This window comes from Nocardia coubleae NBRC 108252 (genome assembly GCF_001612805.1).
GTDB classification, from domain to species: Bacteria; Actinomycetota; Actinomycetes; order Mycobacteriales; family Mycobacteriaceae; genus Nocardia; species Nocardia coubleae.
Genome location: NZ_BDBD01000029.1, coordinates 107,060 through 128,379 on the forward strand (window position 1 = coordinate 107,060; position 21,320 = coordinate 128,379).

25 protein-coding genes are annotated in these 21,320 nt (G+C 68.9%); 16 read left to right on the forward strand and 9 right to left on the reverse strand.

From position 1 onward, the window contains the following. Positions 1–21 precede the first annotated feature (21 nt). Positions 22–714, reverse strand: coding sequence for a TIGR02234 family membrane protein (locus tag NCO8_RS29215; RefSeq protein ID WP_376739960.1), 693 nt, complete (start codon positions 712–714; stop codon positions 22–24). A 251-nt stretch (positions 715–965) separates the two neighbouring features. After that, positions 966–2,504 carry an anthranilate synthase component I gene (locus NCO8_RS29220; RefSeq protein ID WP_067644696.1) on the reverse strand — a complete coding sequence of 513 codons (1,539 nt, stop codon included), beginning with the start codon at positions 2,502–2,504 and terminating at the stop codon, positions 966–968. 157 nt (positions 2,505–2,661) lie between these two features. Between NCO8_RS29220 and NCO8_RS29225 the strand changes: the two genes are divergently transcribed. From NCO8_RS29225 to NCO8_RS29240, 4 genes are all read left to right on the forward strand, one after another. Further along, a complete protein-coding gene (locus NCO8_RS29225) occupies positions 2,662–2,940 on the forward strand; it encodes a hypothetical protein (RefSeq protein ID WP_067498134.1) in 279 nt (92 codons plus the stop codon). A gap of 91 nt (positions 2,941–3,031) precedes the next feature. Continuing rightward, a complete protein-coding gene (locus NCO8_RS29230; protein ID WP_067644699.1) occupies positions 3,032–3,502 on the forward strand; it encodes a peroxiredoxin in 471 nt (156 codons plus the stop codon). A 61-nt stretch (positions 3,503–3,563) separates the two neighbouring features. Further along, entirely contained in the window at positions 3,564–4,130 is a 567-nt protein-coding gene (locus NCO8_RS29235) for a permease (protein WP_067498139.1), read from the forward strand. A gap of 143 nt (positions 4,131–4,273) precedes the next feature. Then, on the forward strand, positions 4,274–4,741 hold the full coding sequence (locus tag NCO8_RS29240) for a MarR family winged helix-turn-helix transcriptional regulator (protein ID WP_067644702.1): 468 nt from the start codon (positions 4,274–4,276) through the stop codon (positions 4,739–4,741). 14 nt (positions 4,742–4,755) lie between these two features. Here the strand turns inward: NCO8_RS29240 and NCO8_RS29245 are convergent, their stop codons facing one another. Next, a complete protein-coding gene (locus tag NCO8_RS29245; protein WP_067644705.1) occupies positions 4,756–5,694 on the reverse strand; it encodes a GlxA family transcriptional regulator in 939 nt (312 codons plus the stop codon). A 123-nt stretch (positions 5,695–5,817) separates the two neighbouring features. Between NCO8_RS29245 and NCO8_RS29250 the strand changes: the two genes are divergently transcribed. Beyond that, a complete protein-coding gene (locus NCO8_RS29250; RefSeq protein WP_067644708.1) occupies positions 5,818–6,501 on the forward strand; it encodes a DJ-1/PfpI family protein in 684 nt (227 codons plus the stop codon). A gap of 40 nt (positions 6,502–6,541) precedes the next feature. Then, on the forward strand, positions 6,542–6,841 hold the full coding sequence (locus tag NCO8_RS29255) for a hypothetical protein (RefSeq protein ID WP_067644711.1): 300 nt from the start codon (positions 6,542–6,544) through the stop codon (positions 6,839–6,841). Positions 6,842–6,844: 3 nt separating this feature from the next. Here the strand turns inward: NCO8_RS29255 and NCO8_RS29260 are convergent, their stop codons facing one another. Genes NCO8_RS29260 through NCO8_RS29270 form a run of 3 tightly spaced genes read right to left on the reverse strand, consistent with a single transcriptional unit; the run spans position 6,845 to position 9,126 of the window. Beyond that, positions 6,845–7,504: a DNA alkylation repair protein gene (locus NCO8_RS29260; RefSeq protein WP_245655546.1), complete on the reverse strand. Its 660-nt coding sequence runs from the start codon at positions 7,502–7,504 to the stop codon at positions 6,845–6,847. A gap of 1 nt (position 7,505) precedes the next feature. Then, positions 7,506–7,856 carry a phosphoribosyl-AMP cyclohydrolase gene (gene hisI / locus NCO8_RS29265; protein ID WP_067644718.1) on the reverse strand — a complete coding sequence of 117 codons (351 nt, stop codon included), beginning with the start codon at positions 7,854–7,856 and terminating at the stop codon, positions 7,506–7,508. 7 nt (positions 7,857–7,863) lie between these two features. Further along, complete coding sequence (locus NCO8_RS29270; RefSeq protein ID WP_067644721.1) at positions 7,864–9,126, reverse strand: PucR family transcriptional regulator; 1,263 nt, start codon at positions 9,124–9,126, stop codon at positions 7,864–7,866. 132 nt (positions 9,127–9,258) lie between these two features. On the opposite strand from NCO8_RS29270, the gene NCO8_RS29275 reads away from it, so the two are divergent. The 7 genes from NCO8_RS29275 to NCO8_RS29305 all read left to right on the forward strand — a co-directional run bounded on the left by NCO8_RS29275 (position 9,259) and on the right by NCO8_RS29305 (position 15,928). Further along, positions 9,259–10,017 carry an ABC transporter ATP-binding protein gene (locus tag NCO8_RS29275; protein WP_067644724.1) on the forward strand — a complete coding sequence of 253 codons (759 nt, stop codon included), beginning with the start codon at positions 9,259–9,261 and terminating at the stop codon, positions 10,015–10,017. Further along, complete coding sequence (locus NCO8_RS29280; RefSeq protein WP_067644727.1) at positions 10,014–10,739, forward strand: ABC transporter ATP-binding protein; 726 nt, start codon at positions 10,014–10,016, stop codon at positions 10,737–10,739. Before NCO8_RS29275 ends, NCO8_RS29280 begins: the two co-directional genes overlap by 4 nt. After that, complete coding sequence (locus tag NCO8_RS29285; protein ID WP_067644730.1) at positions 10,736–11,614, forward strand: branched-chain amino acid ABC transporter permease; 879 nt, start codon at positions 10,736–10,738, stop codon at positions 11,612–11,614. Before NCO8_RS29280 ends, NCO8_RS29285 begins: the two co-directional genes overlap by 4 nt. Then, complete coding sequence (locus NCO8_RS29290) at positions 11,611–12,651, forward strand: branched-chain amino acid ABC transporter permease (RefSeq protein ID WP_067644733.1); 1,041 nt, start codon at positions 11,611–11,613, stop codon at positions 12,649–12,651. The genes NCO8_RS29285 and NCO8_RS29290 overlap by 4 nt, the downstream gene beginning before the upstream one ends. Further along, a complete protein-coding gene (locus NCO8_RS29295) occupies positions 12,641–13,891 on the forward strand; it encodes an ABC transporter substrate-binding protein (protein WP_067644736.1) in 1,251 nt (416 codons plus the stop codon). The genes NCO8_RS29290 and NCO8_RS29295 overlap by 11 nt, the downstream gene beginning before the upstream one ends. A gap of 47 nt (positions 13,892–13,938) precedes the next feature. Then, positions 13,939–14,685, forward strand: a complete 747-nt coding sequence (locus tag NCO8_RS29300; RefSeq protein WP_067644739.1) for a DUF8020 domain-containing protein — start codon at positions 13,939–13,941, stop codon at positions 14,683–14,685. An 85-nt stretch (positions 14,686–14,770) separates the two neighbouring features. After that, positions 14,771–15,928 carry an acyl-CoA dehydrogenase family protein gene (locus NCO8_RS29305; RefSeq protein ID WP_067644742.1) on the forward strand — a complete coding sequence of 386 codons (1,158 nt, stop codon included), beginning with the start codon at positions 14,771–14,773 and terminating at the stop codon, positions 15,926–15,928. 36 nt (positions 15,929–15,964) lie between these two features. Here NCO8_RS29305 and hisF read toward each other — a convergent pair whose 3' ends face one another. Genes hisF through priA form a run of 3 tightly spaced genes read right to left on the reverse strand, consistent with a single transcriptional unit; the run spans position 15,965 to position 18,325 of the window. Beyond that, positions 15,965–16,759, reverse strand: coding sequence for an imidazole glycerol phosphate synthase subunit HisF (hisF, locus tag NCO8_RS29310; RefSeq protein ID WP_067498179.1), 795 nt, complete (start codon positions 16,757–16,759; stop codon positions 15,965–15,967). A gap of 5 nt (positions 16,760–16,764) precedes the next feature. Beyond that, entirely contained in the window at positions 16,765–17,586 is an 822-nt protein-coding gene (locus tag NCO8_RS29315) for an inositol monophosphatase family protein (RefSeq protein ID WP_067644745.1), read from the reverse strand. 7 nt (positions 17,587–17,593) lie between these two features. Beyond that, entirely contained in the window at positions 17,594–18,325 is a 732-nt protein-coding gene (gene priA / locus NCO8_RS29320; protein ID WP_067644748.1) for a bifunctional 1-(5-phosphoribosyl)-5-((5-phosphoribosylamino)methylideneamino)imidazole-4-carboxamide isomerase/phosphoribosylanthranilate isomerase PriA, read from the reverse strand. Between the two features lie 383 nt (positions 18,326–18,708). On the opposite strand from priA, the gene NCO8_RS32065 reads away from it, so the two are divergent. The 3 genes from NCO8_RS32065 to NCO8_RS29335 all read left to right on the forward strand — a co-directional run bounded on the left by NCO8_RS32065 (position 18,709) and on the right by NCO8_RS29335 (position 21,270). Next, entirely contained in the window at positions 18,709–19,131 is a 423-nt protein-coding gene (locus NCO8_RS32065; RefSeq protein ID WP_067644751.1) for a hypothetical protein, read from the forward strand. A 313-nt stretch (positions 19,132–19,444) separates the two neighbouring features. Continuing rightward, positions 19,445–20,335, forward strand: coding sequence for a LysR family transcriptional regulator (locus NCO8_RS29330; protein ID WP_067644754.1), 891 nt, complete (start codon positions 19,445–19,447; stop codon positions 20,333–20,335). After that, positions 20,332–21,270 (forward strand): LysR family transcriptional regulator, encoded by a 939-nt coding sequence (locus NCO8_RS29335; protein ID WP_084457584.1) that lies wholly within the window; start codon positions 20,332–20,334, stop codon positions 21,268–21,270. The genes NCO8_RS29330 and NCO8_RS29335 overlap by 4 nt, the downstream gene beginning before the upstream one ends. The last annotated feature ends 50 nt before the right edge of the window (positions 21,271–21,320 follow it).

Sequence of the window (21,320 nt, forward strand, 5' to 3'; positions counted from 1 at the left end):
TGCCGGGGGTCACGTGCCCGGTCACGGCTCGCGCCGACCCGGGCGGTCGTCGTCGTCCGGGGTGTCTGCGGTGTCGGTGGGGTCGGTGCCTGCGTCGAGGGCATCCCACAGCACCCGGTCCGACAGCGGCGCGGCGCCGTCGGACTTGTTCACCTGCGCGCTGGCGTCGGCCCGGCGGAAGACGGGGTTGTCGTACTTACCGGACAGCTGGGCGGTGGTCTCGGCCCGCTTGGTCAGCAATACGCCCGCGGCCAGGGCGCACGCCGCCGCCAGCACAGACAGCACGGCCGGGAAGACGTGGGCTTCGGCACCGGTGACCGTCGCCCGGCCGGGCAGCTCGGCGAGCGTGCCCGCCCGTTCGGCGGTCCTGCCCGCTCCGATGGTCAAGGCGAAACCGGGAACGGCCGCCACCGCGGCGACCACCGCGACCACCACACCGAGCAGCTGACGCAGCACACCCTTCACCGCGAACACGGCGGCGATCGCGGCGACGAGCACCAGCGCGAGCGGAGTGAGCGCACCGAACCAGGTGCCGCCGTCGAGGTTGTCGGTGCGGGGTTCGGTGAGGCCGTCGGCCGACTGCACCGTCACCCACGTCATCCGGGACGACGCCCACAATCCGGCCGCCGCCACGGCCAGCAAGATCACCGGAACCACCGGTTTGGCAACAGGTGCGGCCACTCGCGCGCCCGCTGTCAGACCGTCGCCCTTCACGCCGCTGTCGCCCGCCGCGCCGCCGTCGACCGCCGAGCCGCTATCGCCCACCGGGCCAGCGACACCCACCGAGCCGCTGTCACCCACCGAGCCGCTGTCACCCACCGAGCCGCTGTCACCCACCGAGCCGGTGTCACCCGCCGAGCCGGTGTCACCCACCGAGCCGCTGTCACCCACCGAGCCGCTGTCACCCACCGAGCCTCTGTCACGCGCCGAGTCGCTGCCGTTCGGTGTGTCGTCGTCCCGCGCACTCACTCGGCGCCGCCCTCGTAGGTGCGCAGGGTCTTGGCGGCCGCGATCGCCTTGAGGACCGCCATGGCCTTGTTGCGGGCCTCGGTGTCCTCGGCGACGGGGTCGGAGTCGGCGACGACGCCCGCGCCGGCCTGGACGTAGGCGGTGCCGTCCTTGAGCAGGGCAGTGCGGATGGCGATGGCGGTGTCGGCGTCACCGGCGAAATCGAGGTAGCCGACCACGCCGCCGTAGATACCGCGCCTGGTCGGTTCGAGTTCCTCGATCAGTTCCATCGCCCGCACCTTCGGCGCACCGGACAGAGTGCCCGCCGGGAAACACGCGCGCACGGCGTCGAGCGCTATCTTGCCCTCGGCCAGCTGTCCCGACACCGTCGACACCAGGTGCATCACGTGGCTGTAGCGCTCCACGTGCCGGTATTGGGTGACGCGCACCGTGCCGGGACGGCACACCCGGCCCAGATCGTTGCGGCCGAGGTCGACGAGCATGAGGTGCTCGGCGTTCTCCTTGTCGTCGGCGAGCAGGTCCTTCTCGAGCAGGATGTCGTCCTCGGCGCTCGCTCCGCGCCAGCGGGTGCCCGCGATCGGATGTGTCGTGGCGACACCGTCTTTCACGGTCACCAGCGATTCCGGGCTCGAGCCGACGATGGAGAACGCGGTGCCGCCGTCGCCGTCGGGGATGTGCATCAGGTACATGTACGGGCTCGGGTTCGAGGCCCGCAGCATCCGGTAGACCGCGAGCGGGGAGCCGGTGTAATCCATTTCGAAGCGCTGCGAGAGCACCACCTGGAACGCCTCGCCCGCCTCGATCTCCTTGATCAGCCGACGCACGCCCGAGCAGAATTCCTCGGTGGTCCGACGGCGCAGGTAGTCGGGTTCGGGCTGGTCGAAGACCGACACCGTCGACGACGCGGGGGTGGCCAGCGCGGCGGTCATCCGGTCGAGCCGGGCCACGGCGTCGTCGTAGGCGGCGTCGACGTGTTCGTCGGTGCCGTTCCAGTTCACCGCGTTGGCGATCAGGGTGATCGCGCCCTCGTGGTGGTCGAAGGCGGCCAGGTCGGTGGCCAGCATCAGCACCAACTCGGGCAGCTTCAGGTCGTCCTCGGCCAGCTCGGGCAGGCGCTCGATGCGGCGGACGGCGTCGTAGCCGAGATAGCCGACCATGCCACCGGTGAGCGGGGGCAGGCCGGGCAGGCGTTCGGTGCGCAGCAGTTCGAGGGTTTCGTGCAGCACGCGCAGTGGGTCGCCGCCCGAGGGCGCGTCGGCGGGAACGGTGCCGAGCCAGGCGGCCGCACCGTCGACGACCGTCAGTGCCGACGGGCTGCCCGCGCCGATGAACGACCAGCGCGACCAGGAGCGCCCGTTCTCGGCGGACTCGAACAGGAAGGTACCCGGCCGGTCGTCGGCCAGTTTGCGGTAGGCCGAGAGCGGAGTCTCGGAGTCGGCCAGCACCTTTCGGGTCACCGGGACCACCCGGTGCTCGGCGGCGAGCAACCGGAACTGCTCGCGGGTGGTGGTGGTCGGTGTCGGCGCGCCCTGCATTCGGCCATCATCCCAGGCGCCGCGACGTGGTCGCATCCTGCCCCGACCACCCCGCCGAAGGCGGTCACGACCGGGCGCCGAATGCGGTCGTGACCGGCATCACTACACTCGCGCGCGTTCCATGTCGCATGCGGTATCCCTTCTTCCGAGAGGAGCCATGTTGAATCCCTCGCATCAGGGCGCACAGATGGGCAGGCAGGCCCCTGTGTCGCAGCACTACAACGGTCCTGGACAGCAGTCCGCGGCGAGCGCGCTCACGTCGTTCGTCACCTACGCCAAGGCCATGCAGGATCTGGACGAGAAGTCGTTCCCGGTCGAATACGAAGCGCACCGCGATCGTCTCCTGAAGCTGGAGCCGATGCTGCGCGTGCACGGCATCCTCGACGTGATGGAGATCCGCAACCCGGAGATCAAAGCGCTGTTGCGGATTCCCTAGAGCCGCAGGGCTGGTCGAAAAGGCGGGTCCCCGTTCGCGTCCGTGAACGGGGACCTTTTGCGCTCGGGCACCGGCCGTTAGGGTCGTGCGCATGCAGCCAGGTCAGACCGCGCCCCCGTTCGAACTTCCCGATCAATCCGGCGAACTCCGTTCCCTCGACGCCCTGCTGGCAGGCGGGCCGCTCGTCCTGTTCTTCTACCCGGCCGCCAACACTCCGGTCTGCACCGCCGAGGCCTGCCATTTCCGTGATCTGAGCGCCGAGTTCGCGGCCCTCGGTGCGTCGTGTGCCGGGATCAGCACCGACAGTGTCGAGGTGCAGGCCGGTTTCGCGGGCAAGCAGCGGCTCGACTATCCGGTCCTTTCCGACGCAGACGGCGAGGTCGCGGCCGGTTTCGGCGTCAAGCGCGGACTGCTCGGCAAGTTGGCCCCGGTGAAGCGGCACACCTTCGTCATCGATACCGATCGCACGATCCTGAAGGTCGTCACCGGTGAACTGCGCGCGGCCGTGCACGCCGACGAGGCGTTGCGCTTTCTGCGTGAACGGGCGAAATCCGCCGGATAGCGAGGAGAAACGCCGGGCACGGATCGGTGCCCGGCGCGGTCGGCGCACCTACGCTGGGGGAATGACATCCGGCGAAGTGCGGTCGAGCGGTCAGAAGTCCACAGCTACCGTGTGGCGCAACCGGGCGATCATGATCCTGGCGACAGCGGTCGTGCTGGTGATCGCGTATTTCATCCTGGCCTCGTTCATCCCACGATGGTGGGCGCAGCGCCTGGCGAGCCTCGTGCACGGCAGCTTCACCCAGGGCATCTGGTGGGGCCTGGTCTACGGCCTGGTGTTCACGCTGGTGCCGTTGCTGCTGTTGCTGCTCGCGGTGCGGATGTGGAAGCGCAAAGGCGGCAAGTTCATCGCCGGGGTGGCAGTCGTCATCGCGCTGCTCGGCTCCCTGCCGAACCTGATGACGCTCACCATCGTGCTCGGTGGCAACAATGCGGCGCACGCCGGTGAACGCATCCTCGATGTCGACGCGCCCGCGTTCCGCGGTGCCTGTCTGGTCGGTGCGATCGTTGCCGCGATCATCTTCGCCCTGGTGCTCGGTCTGATGGGTAAGCGGGGCATCAACCGCCGCCGGGCCGCCAAGGCCACCCCCGAACCGACGGTCCCGCCGCAGGAGTCTCGCGAATACTGATGCTTCGATGACGCGTCCCGGGTTGTGAGTGACCTCACGACCCGGGCGATCCGGCGGACGCCACAGCGACGTCGTGGCAAACTCGGTCCGGTGCGCGTCCCTCTCCTCGATCCGTGCCGCCCGACCGCGAGGCGGCCTCAGCCATGACCCGATGGCTGGATCCGGTAGAACAACGCGCCTGGCAGGCGGTAGTCGCCCTGATGACAAGGGTTCCGGCCGCCCTCGACACCCGGTTGCAGCGCGAGTCCGGGCTCACGCATTTCGAATTCCGGGTGCTGAGCCTGCTCTCGGAGGAAGCCGGGCACCGGATGCAGCTCAGTGATCTCGCCCACAAGGCAAATGCTTCGCTATCGCGTCTGTCGCATGTGGTGTCGAAACTGGAGCGACTCGGCTGGGCGCGCCGCGATTCGGCGGCGGGCAGACGCGGGGTGTACGCGGTGCTCACCGACGACGGTTTCGAGAAGGTCGTCGAGGCCACGCCCGGATATCTCGAGGCCGTGCGCAAGCTGGTGCTCGACGGTCTCGACTGCGCCCAGACAGCCCAGTTGGCCGCCCTCGGCGAAAGCCTGTCCAGCCAATTGGACCAAGTCCTCGCCGAGGGGTGCGACTAGACCTCGAATCCGGTTCAGCCGAACGTGCGCCGGTAGCTCTGCGGGCTGACGCCGGTGGTGCGCTTGAAGCGCTCCCGGAAGGCGGTGGCCGACCCGAAACCGACCTGGCCGCTGATCCGTTCGACGGAATGCTGTGTGGTTTCGAGCAGATGCTGTGCCTGCCGGATCCGGACGCGGTGCAGCCATCGCAGCGGGGTGGTTCCGGTGTGTTCCCGGAAGCGCCGGATCAGCGTGCGGGTGCTGGTTCCGGCCCGCTCGGCGATATCGGCGAGGGTGAGGTCCTCGGCCAGGTTCTCCTGCAGCCAGGTGAGCAGCGTTTCGAGCTCACAGCCCTGCGGTGTCGGGACGTGGTCGTGGACGATGAACTGCGCTTGTCCGCCTTCGCGTTCGAGCGGCATCACCGACAGCCGGGCGGCGTGCGCGGCCACGGCCGAGCCGTAGTCACGTCGAATCATGTGCAGGCACAGGTCCATTCCCGCCGCGGCGCCGGCCGAGGTGAGGAACTGACCGTTGTCGACGTAGAGGACGTCCGGGTCGACGTCGATGTCGGGATGGGCGGTGGCCAGTGCGCCTGCCGCATGCCAGTGGGTCGTGGCGCGCAGCCCGGCGAGCAGACCCGTGGCGGCCAACGGGAAGGTGCCGACACAGATGGACGCGATACGGGTGCCCTCGGCGGCGGCCGAGCGTAGTGCCTCGCGGACGGCGGGTGAGAGCGGCGCCGTCGGATCGGCGATGCCCGGCACGATGATCGTGTCCGCGTTCCGGAGTCCGTCCAGGCCCCACGGGGCGCGCAGGGTGAAGGCGCCCGCGTCGACCTCTGCGTGCTCGGCGCAGACCCGCACCTGGTACCCGGGTCGTCCGTCGGGCAGCCGGGTCCGCGAGAACACCTCGATCGGAGTGGACAGGTCGAACGGAATCACCTTGTCCAATGCCAGGACGGCGACGGTGTGCATGGCCCGAGAGTACCGAGGTTGGCATTTTTCCGTCGAAACCTGTCGCCAGTGCCACTGGGCTCTCGCCGCGAGCACCGGTTGACTGTGGGATGTCCAGCGGATATCGACGCGAGGAACTCATCCATGCATATTCAGATCGTCCTTTTCGACGGCTTCGACCCACTCGATGCCATCGCTCCCTATGAAGTGCTGTACGCGGGCGGCGTGGCGTCCGACGGTGCGGTCACCGTCGAGCTGGTCTCCGCACAGGGCCCTCGCGAGGTGATCAGCGGCACCGGCGGACTGACACTGCGCGCCACCGGCACCCTCGACCCGGAACGTGCGGACATCGTTGTGGTGCCCGGGGCTTCGGGCCGGGTGGGCGACCTCGCCGAGGTGCCGGAAGCAGGTGCGGGCGAGTGGGAACCGGACCAGCCCATCCCGGTACTGCTCGGTCGCACGCTGAGCACCGACCTGCCCGCGCTCCTCGCGCAGGCGATGAAAGCCCCAGACGTCACGGTCGCCACCGTCTGTGGAGGTTCACTGGTCCTGGCCATGGCCGGCCTGCTCGAAGGCCGTCACGCCACCACCCACCACCTCGGCCTGGATCTGCTCGACGCCACCGGCGCGCACGCCGTCTCGGCCCGGATCGTGGACGACGGCGACCTGGTCACCGGCGCGGGTGTCACCTCCGGCCTCGATCTCGGCCTGTATCTGCTCGAGCGCGAGCTGGGGCCCCGTGTCGCGCATGCCGTCGAAGAGCTCTTCGCACATGAGCGCCGTGGCACCGTCTGGCGCGCCGACGGTCTGACACCGACCGCCTTCTGAGCACCGTACCATTCACCGAACAGTCAGGAATCGCATCAGCATGTCCTTCGCAGGCACCTGGAACATGTCCATCGCCACCCCGATCGGCAAGATCGACGCTGTGGTCGAAATCCGTGAACAGGACGGGGTATTCACCGGCGTCGCGCGCGGAGCAGGCGAGGACGTGCCACTCACCGAACTCCGCGCCGACGGCGATCGGCTCACCTGGAAACAGGCCGTCACCAAACCCCTGCGACTGAACCTGGCATTCGACGTCACCGTCGACGGTGACACCCTGCGGGGAACCTCCAAGGCCGGGCGCCTGCCGTCGTCGAAGGTCGTCGGCGAACGACGCCGCTGACGCTCAGTCGCCCTGCCTGCGCACCATTTCCGCGATCCAGGTGGGTGCGAACGGCGAGGTGCAGCCGGGCGAGGTCGGATAGTCGGCGAGCACCCGCAGCCGTTCCCCGATGTCGACGGCACGGGCCCGGTGTTCGGGGTGGTTGATCCCGATCTGGGCCAGGCAGGTGTTCATCGCCCATTGCAGGCGGTCTGGGGCGGTCTTCATGTGCGCTTCGATGTCGTCCAGGAGCCCGGGGAGGTCAAGTCCCGCAGGCTTTTTCACCACTCGTTCGGCGGTGAGCGCCCAACCGGCGGCGGCCACCGCCGGATCCGGGTCGGCGAGCCAGGCCACGCGCAGGTCCTCGGCGTGCGGGTTCTTCTTCACCACATAGTTCACGAGCCAGTCGTGCACCTTCGGGGTGCGGGCGGCGCGGATCATCGCGTCGAGCTCTGCCTGGTCGAAGGCTTTCGGCCGGCAGACGAGCAGGGCGAGCAGTTTCGCGGCGGTGTCGTCGGTGGCCCACAGCTCGACGGCGAGGTCGTGGTTGGTTTTCAGCCGTTTGGCGACCGCACGCAGCTCGGTGAGGTTCACGCCGTGGTCGTCGCCGTGCTTCTCGTTGACCTCGCGAACGCGCGGGTTGTCGAGGGCGGCGAACTCGGCGAGGACCTCCGGCACGGTCATCTCACTCGGCCTCGCGTGCGAGCAGCACATCGGTGTCGAAGCAGGTGTGGGTGCCGGTGTGGCAGGCCGCACCTTCCTGATCGACGATCAGCAGCACGGTGTCACCGTCACAGTCGAGCCGCACCTCGTGCACATACTGCGTGTGCCCCGAGGTCTCCCCCTTCACCCAGTACTGCTGCCGCGAACGCGAGTAGTAGGTGCCCGTGCGGGTTTCGAGGGTGCGGGCCAGGGCCTCGTCGTCCATCCAGGCCATCATCAGCACGTCGCCGGTCGCCTTCTCCTGCGCGATCGCAGCGATCAGCCCGGCCTCGTTGCGTTTGAGGCGAGCGGCAATAGCAGGATCCAGACTCATCCGTCGTTTATAACAGCTCGATCGCCACCAGCAGTTCGACGAGGTCGTTGACGCTGCGCACATTGCGTCCGGTGAGTTCCTGGATGCGGCCCAGCCGATACTTGGCGGTGTTGAGGTGGATGTGCAGAGCGTCGGCGGCTTCGCGCAGGTTCATGTCGGCGGCGGCGAACGCGCGGACGGTGTCGGCGAGGGTGCCGCCCCGGGCGCGGTCGTCGGCGAGGGCGGCGCCGACGCGGGGGTCGACGAGCTGACGGGTGGTGTCGTCGGCGCGCAGCAGCAGGTACCGGAACGGCGTCATCTGCGGCAGCGCGAGCACGCCACCGTCCTCGGGCAGCAGGGCGAGGGCGGCCCTGGCCTGGCGATGCGCCCGGGGAATCTGGCCGACCTCGGTGACCGAGGTGCTCACTCCGACGGCCAGTGCCACACCGTCGGCGGCGAGTTGTTCACGCAGCGCCCGCAGTCGTTCGCACAGCTGCTCGGCCGACCCGTCGGGTCGCAGCGCGGGGATCGCCACGATCTCGGTATCGCGCACCACCGACAGGGTGCGCAACCCGTTGACACCGGTGCGCGCCAACGCGGCCGACACCACTTGCCTTGTCTCGCACAGGGAGTCGGCCGTCGGCGCGGGGTCGAGCACCATCGCGGTGACGACCACCAGCGGCGCGGTCCGTTCGGCGCCGATCCCGTGCGCGGTGGCCACGGACAGGTGTGGTCCGCTCGCGGGCAGGGCACCGTCGAGCAGGGAGTCCATGAGTGCCTGGCCGTCGCGGCTCGATTCCGCGGTGACGTACTGCTGGAATTCCAGGTAGGCGTCGGTGGCCTGGGTGCTGATCAGGTCGGTGTAGCGGGCCAGCGGTCCGGCCAGCGACAACACCGCCTCACGTCCCGCGTCGGTGTCGCCCGCGTGGGCGAGCAGCGATTTCCAGATCGCGCGCTGACCCAGCCGGAACGCGGCGATGTAGTCGACCAGCGGCAGCCCGCAGCGGGCGCGGCGCGCGGCCGCCTGCCTGGCGTAGGAGACATCGGCCGGGGTGACTCGTTTGTGCTCGAGCAGGGCACCGAGCCCGGTGCGGCTGAGCCGGGCCAGCTGGTCGTGCACGTCGGCGAGAAACCCCGGATCGGCGGTGCCGTAGCCGGGCAGTTCGACGCGCAGCTTGGCCATCACATCGTCGGCGATCTCGTCGGCGTGCTCGTACGCGCACCCGACGATCCGGGCGCGCTCGGCGTGCACCGGGTCGGAGTAGCCGAGCAGTTGTGATCCAGCTGACATGTTCGGGGAGTTTGCAGCGCCGCGTTCGAGGTGTCAACCAGATCACACTGTCCGCAGCGGACGAGGCGCGGCCGAAAACTTGGTCCACAACGTCCGATGTGGGTGCTGACCAGCGCTCTTAGTGTTCCTCGCATGCTCGACATAACCCACCTGACGGTGCGCTTCGGCGGGATCACCGCCCTGCAGGATGTGGGGTTCACGGTCGCCGGGGGCGAGATGGTCGGTCTGATCGGGCCCAACGGCGCGGGCAAGACCACCCTGTTCAACTGCCTCACCCGGCGCAACCGTCCCACCTCCGGCACCTTGCGCTACCTCGACACCGACCTGACCACGGTGCGCCCCGATGCGCTGGCCGGCCTCGGCATCGCCCGCACCTTCCAGAACCTCGGCCTGTTCGCCCGGATGTCGGTGCGCGACAACGTGCTCGTCGGCACCCATCACCGCACGCGCGGCGGTTTCGTCTCGGCGGGGCTGCGGATGCCGTGGGTCGGCCGGGACGAACGGCGATTGCGCGCCGACGCCGACGAACTGCTCGAGCGGCTCGACCTCACCGCCGTCGCCGAGCACCCCGCCGCCGGGCTGCCGTTCGGCACGCTCAAACGGATCGAATTGGCGCGCGCCCTGGCGGTGCGGCCCCGGCTGCTGCTGCTCGACGAGCCGGTGAACGGGCTGAGCCACGGCGAGGTCGACGAGTTCGCCGAACGTCTTCGTGCCCTGCAGGCCGAGCTCGACCTCACCGTCGTCGTCGTCGAACACCACATGGGCTTCGTGATGAACACCTGTGACCGGGTGGTCTGCCTCGAGTTCGGGCAGGTGATCGCCGAGGGCGAACCCGAAGCGGTGCAGAGCGATCCGGCTGTCGTCCGCGCCTATCTGGGGGCTGCCTCATGAGCGAATTCCTGACCGCCACCGACCTGTACGCGGGGTACGGCGCGGCGAAAGTACTGCACGGCGTGAGCTTTTCGGTCGCCGAGGGCGAAGTGTGCGCCATCCTCGGCCCCAACGGCGCGGGCAAGACCACCCTGTTGCGCGCGCTGTGCGGCATGGTGAAAGTGCGTGGCACCCTGCGCTTGGACGGTGACGAAGTGGCCGGACGGGCACCCGAGGCGATGGCCCGGCTCGGGGTCGCCCACGTGCCCGAGGGCCGCGGCACCTTCGCCCCGCTCACGGTGGAGGAGAACCTGCGCCTCGGCGCCTACTCCCGCCGCGACCGCGCGGGCGTCGAGTCCGACCTGCGCCGCGTCTACGACTACTTCCCGATCCTGCGCGACAAGCAGCGCGACCCGGCGGGCGGGCTGTCCGGCGGTCAACAGCAGATGCTCGCCATCGGCCGGGCGCTGATGCTGCGCCCACGACTGCTGCTGCTGGACGAACCCTCGCTCGGGCTTTCCCCGCTGGTCACCCAGGAGCTGTTCGGGATCGTGCACACCATCAACGCAGAGGAACGCACCACCGTGATAGTCGTCGAACAGAACGCCCACCTCGCGCTGGGTGTCGCCCATCAGGCACATGTGCTCGAGACGGGCCGCATCGTCCTGTCCGGCAGCGCCGCCGAGATCAAAGCAGACGAGCAGGTCGTCCGCTCCTACCTCGGATACCGGGTGCGGCCGTGACCGAATTCGTACAGCAGCTCGTCGAGGGGCTCTCGGCGGGCGCGATCTACGCGGGACTGGCGCTGGCCCTGGTCCTGATCTACCGGTTCACCGGAGTGGCCAACTTCGCCCAGGGCGAGCTGGCCATGTTCTCGGCATTCCTGGCCTGGCAGCTGAGTCAGGTGATGCCGTTCTGGGCGGCACTCGTCCTCACGCTGGTGATCTCGTTCCTCGCGGGCATGGTGATCGAGCGGGTGGTGATCCGGCCGGTCGAAGGCAAACCGGAGATCACCCTGGTGATCGTCACGGTCGGTTTGTTCTTCACGGTGCACGCGGCAGCGGGCTGGATCTGGTCCTACCAGGTGAAGTCCTTCCCGAATCCCTTCCCGGACGGCGCGTTGCGCGTGGCCGATGTCAGTGTGGGGTACGGCAGTCTGGGCATCTTCGCCGTCGTCGGACTGGTGATGGCCCTGCTGTATCTGCTGTTCCGCTACACCGCGATCGGGTTGGCGATGCGGGCCGTGGCGTGTAATCCGCAGTCCGCCAGGCTCGTCGGGATCCGGGTCGGCACCGTGCTCTCGCTGGGGTGGGGACTCGCGGCGCTGGTCGGGTCGGTGTCGGGTGTGCTGTCGGCACCGCTGCTGTTCCTCGATCCCAACATGATGAGCGGCGTCCTGATCTACGCCTTCGCGGCGGCGACGCTCGGCGGGTTCGACTCCCCCGGCGGCGCGGTGGCGGGCGGTCTGATCGTCGGCGTCGCCGAAACCCTCACCGGCGCCTACATCGACGCGATCGGCACCGAGCTCAAGATCGGTGTGCCGCTGGTGATCATCCTGGGCGTGCTGTTGCTTCGCCCCCAAGGTCTGTTCGGACACGCGGCGGTGGAACGGGTATGAGTGACGTGAAAGTCTCGGCAGCGAATCCTGTAGCACCGCAGGCGGAACCGGCACGTCCGGGAATCCGTGTCCCCCGGCTTCCGCTGGTCTTCACGGTCGCGGTACTCCTTCTCGCCTGTGCCGCACCGTTCCAGCTGGTGCCCTTCCACACCTTCCAGCTGGCGATGGCCATGATCTACGCGGTCACCCTGCTCGGACTGAACCTACTCGTCGGGCACACCGGCCAGATCTCGCTCGGCCACGGCGCCTTTTTCGCGGTCGGCGCCTACACGGCCGCGATCGCGATGCATCAATGGGACACACCGTATTTCGCGACCATCCCACTCGCGGCGGCGATCACCTTCGTACTCGGTTTCGCCCTTGGTATCCCGGCGCTGCGCCTGCGCGGCCTGTACCTGGCGCTGGTCACGATGTCCATCGCGATCTTCCTGGTGCCGTTGCTCAAACGCTTCGACGGGCTCACCGGCGGTTCGATGGGTTTGGGCGTCGAGAAGCCGGTGCCGCCTGCCTGGACCGGGCTCGCCGAGGATCAGTGGCTGTACTTCCTCGCGCTTGCCGTCACCGTACTGAGCTTCGTGCTGGTCGCCGGGATGCTGCGTTCCAAAGTCGGTCGCGCCCTGCACGCGGTGCGCGACAACGAGACCGCCGCCGAGGTGCTCGGGGTGAACCTGGCGCACTACAAGACCCTGGCCTTCGCCTGGAGCGCGCTGCTGGCCGGCGTCGCGGGCTGCGTCTACACCTGGGTGATCGCCTTCGTCTCCCCCGACTCCTTCGCGCTCACCCTGTCGATCACCCTGCTGGCCGGGCTCGTCGTCGGCGGACTCGGCACCACCTGGGGGCCGGTGCTCGGCGGGCTGTTCGTGATGTTCGTGCCGAGCCTGGCACAAGACGTCAACCAGGCCGCACCCGGCGTCATCTTCGGACTGCTGATCATCGCGGTCATGTACCTCGCACCCCAGGGACTGGCCGGTCTGGCCACCCGATGGGCGCACTGGCTCGGACAACGCGTCCGGAAAGGGAGAACTCATGCGCACTAGGACAATCCAGTGTCTCGGGGTGGCCGCCGCACTGGTCGCCACGCTCACCGCGTGCGGTGGCCGCAACGCCGACACCGGGACCGTCGGCGAAGGCGATTGCCGAGGTCAGCAGACCACCGGCATCACCGACAGCACCATCAAGCTCGGCGGCGTGTACCCGCTGTCGGGTCCGGCCTCGGCCTACGGCGAGGTGCCCAAGGGCATCAAGGCCTACTTCGACTACGTCAACGCCGAGAAGGGCGGCATCGGTGGACGCCAGGTGGAATACCTCGTCCGCGACGACGGCTACCAGCCGCCCAAGACTGTCGAGGAGACCCGCCGACTGGTCGAACAGGACCAGGTGTTCGCGGTCTTCCAGACCCTCGGCACCGCCACCTCCTCGGCGGTGACCGACTACCTCGGTCAGCGCAAGGTGCCGCAGGTGTTCGTCGCCACGGGCGCCACGAAGTTCGGGTCCGAGGACAACCCGTGGACCATCGGCTGGCAACCCAGCTACCGCACCGAGGGCCTCGCCTACGCCGAGTACGTGAAGAAGCAGCGCCCCACCGCGACCGTCGCGGTGCTGTACCAGAACGACGACTTCGGCAAGGATCTGCTCGCCGCGTTCCGCGAAGGCGCCGAGGGCAGCGGGGTGAAGGTGGTCGCCGAGCAGAGCTTCGAGGTCACCGACCCCACCGTCGACGCGCAGGTCCGCAACCTGGCCAATTCCAAAGCCGATGTGATGCTGAACTTCTCGACGCCGAAGTTCGCCTCCCAAGCGCTGGCCGCCGACGTGCGCAACACTGACTGGAACCCGCTGCACGTGCTCACCCAGGTCTCCAACACCATGGCGACCCTGCGCCCGGTCGGCCTGCCGAATATCCAGGGCACCGTGAGCGCGGCGTTCCTCAAGGACCCCGCCGATCCGCGCTGGGCCACCGACCCCGGTATGCAGACGTTCAAGACCGAACTCACCCAGTACGCGCCCGGCGCCGACACCGAGAACCAGCACGCGATGGCCGGCTGGGCGATGGCGCAGAGCCTCCACAAGACCCTCGAAGCGGCGAAGTGCCCGACCAGGGAGGGCCTGCGCGATGCGATGCGCTCCCTCGACAACGTCTCCGCCGACCTGATGCTGCCCGGAATCAGCATGAAAACCGGTGCGGGCGACGGCTTCCCGCTCGAGGCGGTCGGCATCCAGACCTTCGCCGGCGAGCACTGGTCGCTGACCGAGGGCCTGATCGATACCTCCGGCAAGTAGTCCCGTGCCGCGAGGCACAAGTTCACCCACGATCGATGAGGATCACCATGAAGATGTCAACCACGCTCGCGACGGCCGCCATGACGGCGCTCGCCCTGTGCGTCGGCAGCGCGAACGCCCACGCCGAACCGACCCAGACCGAGGTCCACTACGAGATCAGCAGGCAGGGCGACGCGGCCGTGCTCTCGACGAACGACGGCAAACTGCAGGTCGTCGACGGTCAGCTCGTGCTCACCACCGAGGCCGATGTGCCCGTCGCGGCGCTGCCGCTGTCGTACCGGATGGACGACAAGGTCTTCCCGATCGCGGCGGCGATCGACGGTGACCGCGCCACCCTCACACCATCACGTGACGGCGGCACACCGGCCGAGGCGGCCACGAACGTCATCAGTCAGGATGTCGCGGTGCAGCAGATCGCCGAATCCTTCACCCCCCGTGACCAATCCGCGCTCGGTGTGCTCGCCCAGCGGCTCACCATCGGCAGCGCGGTGGCCGCCATCATCGGCGCCGTGGTCGGCGGCGGGGTGGGCTGCCTGGTCGGCGGTGCGGCCGGTGCGACGATCGCCAGCCCCGTGATCGTGCTGCTCGTACCGTGGGTGGGCGCCACCGTGGCGGGATGTGTGCTCGGCGCGGCCACGCTCGGCGCGGTGGGCGGGATGGTCGGGCTGGTCACCGTCGGTGGTCCGCTGGCCTTGTTCGCCGCCTACCAGTACTTCTCCACCATCCTCGCGCCGTGCCCGGCCGAGCTGGGCGCCTACTGCAAGGACCCCGCGGTACCCGCGCCCGCGAAGTAGATCTCGTCCGCTGCCGGGCCGCGAACACGGGGTGTTCGCGGCCCGGCCCGTGCGCACAGGCGCGCCGACAACAGGGGAATCGCTGATGCGCAGAACAGCTTTCGACGCCGAACTCGTCGCCTTCCGGGCCACGATCCGGGCCTTCATCGAAGCCGAGGTCGTCCCGAGCTTCGGCCGCTGGTACCAGGACGGTCTCGTGCCGCGCGAATTCTATTACCGGCTCGGGGATCTGGGAGTCTTCGGTCTCGAGGTGCCGGTGGAGTTCGGTGGTGCCGGGCGTGACTCACTGGCCTATCGTGGCGTGCTCGCCGAGGAGATCGCCAGGGCCGCTGTCTCCTTCGGTGGGGCAGGCGCGCACCTGGGGCGCTGCCTGCCGTTGATCACCGCGCTCGCCACCCCGGCGCAGCAGGCCAGGTGGCTGCCGGGGATCGTCTCCGGCGACACGATGTTCGCCCTCGCGGTGGCCGAGCCGGGCACGGGCACCGAACCGGAGGGGATGCGCACCACCGCGCCACTGACCGCCGAGGGCAGCTATGTGCTGAACGGTTCGAAGACCTATGTCATCGGTGGGGTGCACGCCGATCGGGTCATCGTGTGCGCCCGCACCGCACCGCCGCGGCCCGACGACCCGTCCTACGGTCTTTCGCTACTCGTGGTCGACACGAGCGCCACCGGTTTCCTGGTGGGCAGGCGCCTCGACACATTGGGCCGCAAGGTCGGTGGCACCGCCGAACTCACCTTCACCGATGTGCGCGTCCCCGCCACCGACCTGCTCGGCGACCCACACCGAGCCGCCGCGCACCTGGCCGCCCAACTGCCACAGCAGCGACTGAATATCGCGCTCGGCGCCTACGCCCGGGCCAAGGCGGCCATCCGCTTCGCCCGCGACCACACCCGCGACCGGCTTCCGGCCGCCCGCCCCGTCGCCGCCGTCCAGCACAGCAAGTTCGAACTGGCGGGCTGCCGAGCCGAGGTCGATGCCATCGAGGCCGTGATCGATCGCGCGCTCGCCGCCCACGACAGCGCCGCACTCGACCCGGCCCACGCCGCCTCCGCCGAACTCTTCGCCACCGAGACCGCGACCCGGGTCATCGACCGCTGCCTCCAACTACACGGCGGCGCGGGCTATCTCACCGACTCGCCCATCGCCCGCCTCTACGCCGACCACCGCGTGGACCGCCTCCAAGGCGGCGACACCTCCGACACCCTGCGCACCGTCATCGCCACGGACATGGGTCTGTAGCACCGACGACGGAGACCGCCGAGCGTCGGCGCCGGGTCAGCGGACGGTGATGCCGTCTGCGCGCATGGCGTCTTTGACCTGGGCGATGGTGAGGTCACCGAAGTGGAAGACGCTGGCGGCGAGCACCGCGTCGGCACCCGCGTGGACGGCGGGCGGGAAGTGTTCCACCGCGCCCGCACCGCCGCTGGCGATCACCGGAACGTGCACGGCGGCGCGGACGGCGGCGATCATCGGCAGGTCGAAGCCCGCCTTGGTGCCGTCGGCGTCCATGGAGTTGAGCAGGATCTCGCCGACACCGAGTTCGGCGCCGCGCACAGCCCATTCGACGGCGTCGATACCGGTACCGCGCTTGCCGCCGTGGGTGGTGACCTCCCAGCCGGACGGGGTGTCGGGCTGCCCGTCGGGCACGGTGCGGGCGTCGACCGAGAGCACGATGCATTGGGAACCGAAGCGCTGCGACATCTCCGAGAGCACCTCGGGACGGGCGATGGCGGCGGTGTTCACCGAAACCTTGTCGGCACCGGCGCGCAGCAGGCGGTCCACGTCCTCGACCGTGCGCACCCCGCCACCGACCGTGAGCGGGATGAAGATCTGTTCGGCGGTGCGGGTCACCACGTCGAGCATGGTCGCCCGGTCGCCGGTGGAGGCCGTCACGTCGAGGAAGGTGAGTTCGTCGGCGCCCTGGGCGTCGTAGGTGGCGGCCAGTTCCACCGGATCACCCGCGTCGCGCAGGTTCTGGAAGTTCACGCCCTTGACCACCCGGCCCGCGTCCACATCGAGACAGGGAATCACGCGGACGGCCAGCGTGCTCTGCTGTGTGCTGGTACCCATCGTGTTCAACCTCGTTCTTCGTCGCTGACCGCGCAGATCATGTCAAGGAGTTCTTCGTGCACACCGGGTGCGGCGGCGAGCACCGAGCCGGAGGTGATGGTCCACGGCTCGCCCGCCAGGTCGGTGACCACCCCGCCCGCGGCCCGCACCAGCGCGACCCCGGCGGCGTTGTCCCACGGATGGTGACCGAACACCACCGCGCCGCCGAGCACACCGGAGGCCGTGAACGCCAGATCGATTCCGGTGGCGCCGTGCATGCGGACCCGGGAGGACAACCGGCTCAGCGCGCCGAGCAGGTCGAACCGGAACTGGCCCGGGATGCGGCCGGCCGAATCCAGGTTGAACGCGCCGAAGCCGATCATGGCCTCGCCGAGTTTGCCGGGCGCCAGCGGCGGCAACGCCACCCCGTCGAGATACACCGGACCGCCGCTGACGGCGGCGTACCGGCGGCCCAGCCCGGGCAGCCAGGTCGCGCCGATCACCGGTTCGCCCTCGTGCACCAGGGCGAGCAGGATGCCCGACATGGGATGTCCCACCGAGTAATTGAAGGTACCGTCGATCGGATCGAGCACCCAGGCCGTGCCCGACGTCAGCTCCGGCCCGCCGAATTCCTCACCGTGCACCGCGATTCCGGTGCGCTGCCGCAACTCGGCGGAGATGGTGCGTTCCAGTTCGAGGTCGAGTTCGGTGGCGAAGTCGTTGCGGCCCTTGGCCACCGCGCTCGGCGCGCCGACACCCTCGAGATAGCGCGGCACCACCCCGTCCAGCACCTGGGTGGCGACGGCCAGCAGGTCGGTCAGTTCGGCGGTGCTCGGCGCGGTGGTCATGGCGAGGTCAGCGCACCGCGGCCAGGGCTTCGGGCAACGTGAACCGGCCCGCGTACAGCGCCTTGCCGATGATGGCGCCTTCGACACCCTCGTCGGTGAGGCCGGCGATGGCGACGAGATCGTCGAGCACCGAGATGCCGCCGGAGGCCACGACGGGTGCCTCGGCGGCATTGGCCACCTGGCTGAGGAGTTCGAGGTTGGGGCCGGTGAGCGTGCCGTCCTTGGAGACGTCGGTGACCACATAGCGTGCGCACCCGTCGCGTTCGAGGCGCTCGAGGACCTCCCAGAGGTCGCCACCGTCGGTCACCCAGCCGCGCCCGCGCAGCCGCCATTCGCCGTCGATCTGCTTGACGTCGAGCCCGACCGCGATCCGGTCGCCGTACTCACCGAGTACGCGGGCACACCACTGCGGGTTCTCGATCGCCGCGGTGCCGATGTTCACGCGCGCGCAGCCGGTGGCCAGGGCGGCCTTCAGCGAGTCGTCGTCGCGGATTCCGCCGGAGAGTTCGACCTTCACGTCGAGTTCGCCGATCACCTGGGCGATCAGTTCACGGTTGCTGCCCTTGCCGAAGGCCGCGTCGAGGTCGACCAGGTGCACCCATTCGGCACCGGCCTCCTGCCACGCGAGGGCGGCGTCGCGGGGCGACCCGTATCCGGTTTCGCTTCCGGCCTCCCCCTGTACGAGGCGCACGGCCTCCCCATTGGCGACATCGACCGCGGGCAACAGCACAAGACTCACGCCGATCAGACTAGTAGGTCTTGCTCCGTGGGCCCGCAACGGTCCTGGTGGGTGCGCTCCGCGTCACTCCAGTCGCTGCGGCCGCATGCCGGAATCGCGCGCCAGGTCGTGTGCCACAAGTTTGCCCGCTTTTCCGAAGACCATTAGCTAGCTATGCGCCAGGCCTTATGTGATCGATCGAACAGACCCGGTTGACCTGCGGAAACATTCCGTTTACCAAGTATTAATGGTGATAATCGCCACGTGGAATCAATTAGCTATTCGTTTCCCGCATCGATTAACTTTCCGTTTTGTCGGCAGGAACACCAACCCCTACCGAGTTCATCGCCGCACCGCCCCTTTGCGTTACCAGCCTGTGATTGCAGGCACCGAAAGGAAATCTCATGACTCGCAAGACCCTCGCTGTTGCCGGTGCCCTCGCCATCGCCGTGCTCGGTCCCGCCGCCGCCGCCAACGCCTTCACCGGCTCGGCCGCCGCCGCCACCGGTTCCGCCGCCCTCGGCGCCACCGGCTCGGCCGCCCTCGGCGCGACCGGATCCGCTGGTGCGGGCGCCGCGGGTGCCGGTGCCGCCGGTACCGGTTCCGCCGCCGCCCTGCCCGCTCTGGCCACCGGTTCGGCCGGTCTCGGTGCCGCGGGCACCGGCTCGGCGGGCCTCGGTGCCGCCGGTACCGGTTCGGCCGCCGCTCTCGCGGGCCTCGAGGTGCTCGAGACGGGCAGCTCGGCATTCGACAGCCTCACCAGCGGTGGCGCCAACATCGTCGACATCCTGCTCGGCGCGCGCGAACTCAACACCCCCGCCGAGTAATTCGGTATAGCCGGACTTGCCGACCACTCCCCTCAGGTCGGTGTCGAATGCGGTGACGTGCCAGGTGCACGTCACCGCATTCTTTTGTCTCCGAATACATTTCCGCCTGAGAAATTGCCGCCATGTTTGCGGCAGGATTACCGATTCCGTTGTCGATGCCCAGCCGACAGCTGATCAGCACCGGGCACTGCCCGATTAGGCGCTGTCGGCCAGTCGGGCGGGTGCCGATGAGGCGGTCGGAGCGTGACACAGGCGAACACCAGGCAAAATACTCACCGGTCGGTAAAGAACCTTTACCGATGAGAGGTGACGGATGAACTGGCAAGAGATCGAAACGTTCCTCGCGGTGGCCGAGGAACTGCACTTCGGGCGAGCGGCGGATCGGTTGCTGCTGTCGCGAGCCCGGGTGAGCCAGTTGGTCCAGACACTAGAGGCCCGCGTCGGCGCACCTCTGCTGGAGCGGACGAGCCGTCGGGTTTCCCTGACACCCTTGGGCATTCAGCTCCGCGACGACCTGCTCCCGCATCATTGCGGCGTACTGGACGCGGTAGCGGAGGTGACCGAAACCGCGCGCGGCGTCGACGGCGTGCTGCGAGTCGGTTTCTCCAGCCCACTGGCGGGCAAGCTGCTGATCGGGGCGGGCGATGCCCTGCGCGCACGTCACCCCGGCTGCACTCTCGATATCCGTGAGGTGCAGCTCTCCGATCGCTACAGCGCGTTGCGCTCGGGCGAGCTGGATCTGCAGCTCATCGAATTCCCCGCCACCGAACCCGACCTGGTGTGCGGTCCGGTGCTGCTGCGCGATGCCCGGGTATTGGCGGTGTCCACCCGCAATCCGCTCTCGCAGCGACGCTCGGTCACCGTCGAGGATCTGACCGGACAGACCGTGCTGTTCATCGGTGGGGTGCCGGGCTACTTCCTCGATCACGTGGTTCCGCCGGTGACTCCCGCCGGGTCGCCGATCCGCCGTTCGACGACGACACGGTACTGGCAGGAACTGCTGGCCCACGTCGCCGCGGATATCGGTGTCACCGTGACGGCCGCCCAGGGCATCGAGTACTACCCGCGACCCGACCTGGTCTACGTGCCGTTCGAGGAGCAGGCGCCGATCGAATACGGTCTGCAGTGGCGCGCGTCGGGTCTGTCGGCGCGTGCGGCGGCCTTCGTGCGCACCGCCGTGAAGTGCGCCGGGAGCACACGATGAACTGGCAGGAGCAGGAAACCTTCCTGGTGCTGGCCGAGGAACTGCACTTCGGGCGGGCGGCGGAGCGGCTCGCGGTATCGCGGGCCCGGGTGAGTCAGATGATCCACACCGTGGAACGGCGCATCGGGGCACCACTGTTCGAGCGGACGAGTCGACGGGTGTCGTTGACCCCCTTGGGAATTCAGCTGCGCGACGCCCTCGCCCCGCATCACCACGGCATTCTGGCCGCGCTGGCCCGAGCGGCCGACAGCGCGGGTGCCGCGGAGGTGTTGCGGGCCGGCTTCACACACCCACTGGGCAGCGAGATGCTGATGTCGGCGGCCACGATGTTCCGCGCCGAGCGGCCCGCGTGCACGGTGGAACTGCGTGAGGTCCAGCTGTCGGACCGGTTCGGTCAGCTGCGGCGCCGCGAGCTCGACCTCGTCTTCCTCGAGTACCCCGCCGTCGAGCCGGATCTGGTGAGCGGCCCGGTCCTGTTGCGTGACGCGAAGGTCCTCGTCGTCCCGACCTCCCACCCCCTGGCCACCCGCACCTCGGTCTCCGTGGCCGACCTGGCCGACGAAACCCTCCTCACCGCACGGGGATTGGCGGGCTACTTCCTCGACCACCACTTCCCCACCCACACCCCCGCGGGCCGACCGATCCATCGCTCGATGACCATGCCGTACTGGCAGGAAGTGATGGTCCAGGTGGCAGCGGGCAACGGCATAGCCCTCGCCGCCGCCCAAGCCGGCCACTTCTACCCCCGCCCCAGCCTGGTCTACCTCCCCTTCGACGACCTCCCACCCATCGAATACGGCCTGGTCTGGCGCGCCTCCGGTTTGTCCCCGGCCGGCACCGCCTTCGTCCGCACGGTCACCGAGACCGCGCCCTCGACAATGCCGGATTCCGTTGACCGAGAAGCGATTACACAGCCAGAACCCCCGCCCGGATAGAGTTCACACGACGAGCGAGTCCGCGTCGTCGTTGTGCAATCGAAGGAAAT